The sequence below is a fragment of the Azonexus sp. genome, assembly GCF_036170495.1.
GTDB lineage: Bacteria > Pseudomonadota > Gammaproteobacteria > Burkholderiales > Rhodocyclaceae > Azonexus.
In genome coordinates this window covers 1-3,211 of sequence record NZ_JAVHPH010000045.1, presented here as the reverse complement: position 1 = coordinate 3,211, position 3,211 = coordinate 1, and the positions used below count along the sequence as shown (strand labels likewise).

Sequence of the window (3,211 nt, the reverse complement as noted above, 5' to 3'; positions counted from 1 at the left end):
GAATCCTGGCTACGCACCCTTGTCGACACCAAGCTGTCGAGCGAGGAACTTTCCCATCTGCTGACCATGGCCGGCCTCGAAGTTGAGAGCCTGGAGCCGGTCGCGCCTCAATTCAACGACGTTGTCGTCGCCCTGGTGCTGGAGATCATCAAGCACCCTGATGCCGTTCGTCTGAACGTCTGCAAGGTCGACACTGGCCGCGGTGAGCCGACGACCATCGTTTGTGGCGCGCCGAACGTTGCCGTCGGCCTGCGTGTGCCCTGTGCCTTGCCGGGCGCCAAGTTGCCAGGTGACTTCGTCATCAAGATCGCAAAAGTGCGCGGCATCGAGTCGTCCGGTATGCTCTGCTCGGCCAAGGAACTCGGCATCGCCGAAGAGGCTTCCGGTCTGCTGATTCTGCCGGTAGATGCGCCGGTCGGTCAGTCGATTCGCGAATATCTCGACCTTGACGATAATAAGTTTGAACTCAAACTGACGCCGAATCGTGCTGACTGCCTGTCCCTGACAGGCGTGGCACGCGAAGTGGCGGCCATCGCCGGCGCGCAGGCCAAATTCGTCGAGGTGCCCGAGGTTGCGGCAACCATCACCGATCAACGCGCCGTCGTGCTTGATGCACCGGGCGCCTGCCCGCTTTACTACGGTCGCGTGTTCAAGGGGGTCAATGCCAAGGCGCCGACACCGGAATGGATGAGGCGCCGTCTCGAGCGTAGTGGTATCCGCTCGATTTCTGCTCTCGTCGATGTGACCAATTACGTCATGCTCGAACTTGGCCAGCCGCTGCACGCTTTCGACAATACCAAGCTTGAAGGTGCTGTGCATGCCCGCATGGCCAAGCCGGAAGAAAAGCTGCTGCTGTTAAACGAACAGACCATCGCTATCGATGCCGACATCCTGGTCATTGCCGACGATGCCAAACCGTTGGCCATGGCCGGCATCATGGGTGGGGAAGAGAGTGGCATCACGCTGGAGACCAGTGAACTGTTCCTCGAATCCGCCTTCTTCGCACCGAAGGCCATTGCCGGCCGTGCCCGTCGCTACGGTTTTGGCTCCGATGCCTCGCATCGTTTCGAGCGCGGCGTCGATTTCGGCGGTGCCCGCCGCGCCATCGAGCGCGCCACGCAACTGATCATTGATATCTGTGGTGGTGCCGCTGGTCCGGTAACCCAGGCCAAGTCCGAGATGCCGGCACGCAAGCCAGTGCGTTTGCGTACTGCGCGTGCCTGTGCTGTTATCGGTATGACTTTTTCTGCCGAGCAGATCGCCAGCTTGTTCAACGGTCTGGGCTTGCCTTTCGTTCGCGAAGGCGACGATTTCCTGGTCACGCCGCCAACCTGGCGCTTTGACATCGAAATCGAGGAAGACCTGATCGAGGAAATCGCCCGCCTACACGGCTACGACAACATCCCGGCCCCGGCCCCGCGCGGCAACCTGAAAATGATGGTGCAGCCCGAAGCGCAACGCCCGGCCGCCCGTATTCGCCAGATGCTGGTTGATCGCGGCTATCAGGAAGTCGTGAATTTTGCCTTCGTCGAGGAAGCCTGGGAGGCGAATTTCGCTGGGAAGTCCTCAGAAGCTGAGCTGATTCGCCTAGCCAACCCGATTGCCAGCCAGATGGCCGTCATGCGGTCGACGTTGTTTGGCGGTCTGATTTCCAATCTGGTGACCAATCTCAAGCGCAAGCAGAGCCGCGTCCGCTTGTTTGAAACGGGTCGTGCGTTTGAGCGCAATGCCGCAGCAACGCCTGTCCCCGGCTTCGCACAATCCTGGAAACTGTCTGGTCTGGCCTATGGTAGCGCCCTGCCCGAAGGCTGGGGGAGCACTTCACGCAAGGTCGACTTCTTCGATTTGAAAGGCGATTTGGAAGCCTTGCTGGCGCCGGCCCAACTACGTTTTGAAAAACTCACCCATCCGGCCCTGCATCCAGGCCGATCGGCACGTGTTCTGGTTGATAACCGAGAAGTCGGCTGTCTGGGCGAGTTGCATCCGGAATGGGGGCAGAAATACGATCTTCCCGTGGCGCCCGTCCTGTTCGAATTTGATTTCGATGCCGTCAAGTCGGCACAGGTTCCGGCCTATGTCGAGGTGTCGAAGTTTCCGCCGGTAATACGCGACTTGGCTATTGTTGTTGATCAAAACATTGCATTACAGAACTTGATCGATGGCTTGAAAGGGCAGGTTTCGCACCTCATTCAGGACATCCAATTGTTTGATGTTTACGTCGGTAAAGGCGTCGCTGAAAACAAAAAAAGCCTTGCTTTCCGTATAGTTATGCAAGATACTGCACGCACTTTGCAAGATTCGGAAGTTGATGCTGCAATGCAGCAACTGGTGTCCTGTTTCGAACAGGCATTCGGTGCTCAACTGCGTGCCTGACGGAAATAATAACGATGACGCTAACCAAAGCTGAGCTCGCAGACCTGCTTTTTGAAAAAGTTGGTCTTAATAAGCGTGAGGCAAAAGACATGGTCGAAGCTTTTTTCGAAGAGATCCGAAATTCGCTGGAAACAGGTGATGGCGTCAAGCTTTCGGGCTTCGGTAATTTTCAATTGCGCGACAAGCCACAACGTCCAGGGCGGAATCCTAAAACGGGGCAGGAAATTCCTATCACGGCGCGCCGCGTTGTGACCTTTCACGCCAGTCAAAAGCTGAAGTCCGACGTTGAGCTTGCCTTCGATGGAACCGCGGCATAAAACAACGGGCGGTGAAGAATTGCCGCCCATTCCCGCCAAGCGCTACTTCACGATCGGTGAAGTCAGTGAATTGTGTGGTGTAAAACCCCATGTCTTGCGTTACTGGGAGCAGGAATTCAATCAACTCAAACCGGTGAAGCGGCGTGGCAATCGTCGCTATTACCAGCATCACGAAGTCTTGTTGGTACGGCGTATTCGAGAGCTTCTTTATAATCAGGGTTTTACGATTAGTGGTGCGCGAAATCGGCTTGATGAGGGCGGTGCTGTGGAGGTTACTGCGGTCAACGTTCCCGAAACAGGAAAAATACCGGGTGGCGTGCGTGGTGAGCTACAGTCGATTATCGAGATGTTGCAGCTTTGAATTCCTGCGGAATTTGAGTATAATGCCCGGCTTGTCGGGGCGTAGCGCAGCCTGGTAGCGCACTTGCATGGGGTGCAAGGGGTCGCGAGTTCGAATCCCGCCGCCCCGACCAATAGAATCAACGAGTTAGGCCAATCTTCGGATTGGCCTTTTTCGTTTT

Annotated in this window: 3 protein-coding genes and 1 tRNA gene; all 4 read left to right on the top strand. The window is 56.5% G+C overall.

Going from position 1 to position 3,211, the window contains the following annotated elements; genetic code table 11:
* On the top strand, positions 1–2,373 hold a 2,373-nt coding region (gene pheT / locus ADADOO_RS01690), incomplete at its 5' end, for a phenylalanine--tRNA ligase subunit beta (RefSeq protein WP_511274456.1).
* 8 nt (positions 2,374–2,381) lie between these two features.
* The gene (locus ADADOO_RS01685; protein WP_226405729.1) at positions 2,382–2,690 is read left to right on the top strand and encodes an integration host factor subunit alpha; all 309 of its coding nucleotides are present in this window, start codon (positions 2,382–2,384) and stop codon (positions 2,688–2,690) included.
* Positions 2,674–3,051: a MerR family transcriptional regulator gene (locus ADADOO_RS01680; protein WP_511274455.1), complete on the top strand. Its 378-nt coding sequence runs from the start codon at positions 2,674–2,676 to the stop codon at positions 3,049–3,051. Before ADADOO_RS01685 ends, ADADOO_RS01680 begins: the two co-directional genes overlap by 17 nt.
* A 35-nt stretch (positions 3,052–3,086) precedes the next feature.
* Positions 3,087–3,163 (top strand) — tRNA-Pro (locus tag ADADOO_RS01675).
* The last annotated feature ends 48 nt before the right edge of the window (positions 3,164–3,211 follow it).

Excerpts from the sequence above, each read along its gene's own strand:
- ADADOO_RS01680 (WP_511274455.1), top strand. The coding sequence starts at position 2,674 with ATGGAACCGCGGCATAAAACAACGGGCGGTGAAGAATTGCCGCCCATT.